At 71.7% G+C, this 907-nt stretch carries 1 protein-coding gene; it reads right to left on the bottom strand.

The features are described 5' to 3' along the window. Positions 1-907, bottom strand: a 907-nt coding sequence (locus DS839_RS35805; RefSeq protein ID WP_438816564.1) for a hypothetical protein, incomplete at both ends; no start/stop codon positions are given.

The raw sequence follows: 907 nt of genomic DNA, 5'->3' as shown, positions 1-907 counted from the left end.
GCGTCGCGCTCGAGGCGCACGTCCAGGTCGCTGGGCAGGGTGTTGATCTCGACGTCGCCGAAGTAGCTGCCGGCGATCGGCACCACGTAGCGGCCGTCGTCGACCTGGGTGGTATGGCGGCTCGGGGTCATGGTGATCACCGGCGCCTCGGGGTCGACCACCACCAGCGGCGTGGTCTCGTGGTTGAGGGTCACGCGGGTGCCGCCCTTGGAGAACACGCTGGTCCGCCAGCCCAGGGTGTGCTCGCCGTTCTCGGCCAGGCGGCCGTTGAGCTGCGGCTGGTTGGTGCCGTCCTTCTGCGACAGCCCGTCGGGCATCTCCTGCCAGTCGAGCAGGCAGGTCAGGCGCTGGGCGTCGTGCTTGCGGTTGGCCGCGGCCTCGATCGCCTCGGTGGCGCTCAGGGTCAGCGAGCAGGTCGGCCCGCCGCCCTGGGTCAGGCGCAGGTCGAACTCGTGCAGGATGCGGTCGACGGCCGAATAGTCCTCGGTGGGGCGCAGCGTGACGCTGCCGTAGGGGCTCAGCACGTTGACCGGGCGGCTGCCCTCGCCGACCTTGACCTTGCTGCCGTCGCCGGAGAACAGCCACAGGCTGTAGGCCACCTCCTGCTCGCCCAGCGCCACGGCCTGGCCCTCGGCCTTGGGCGTATTGGCCCCGCTGTCGGTGAGCGCGACCGGCTCGGTCTCGTCGGGCAGCGCCTCCCACTGCAGGTAGCAGACCGGGTCATGGATCGGGTCGGCGGCGCGGGCCTCCGACTCGGCGGCGGTGAAGCGGCACATGGCGCCGCTGTTGGGCGTGGCGGTGATGCGCACCGGGTCGATCACCTGGCGCACGTCCCAGGATTCGGCGGAGAGCTGGGCCTCGCCCATCCAGGTGTGCACGTCGAGCAGCAGCACCGGGGCGTTGGGCG

This window comes from Taklimakanibacter deserti, from assembly GCA_003574785.1.
Note: the sequence above shows the minus strand (reverse complement) of the source record. Positions and strands in the feature narration are given on the sequence as shown.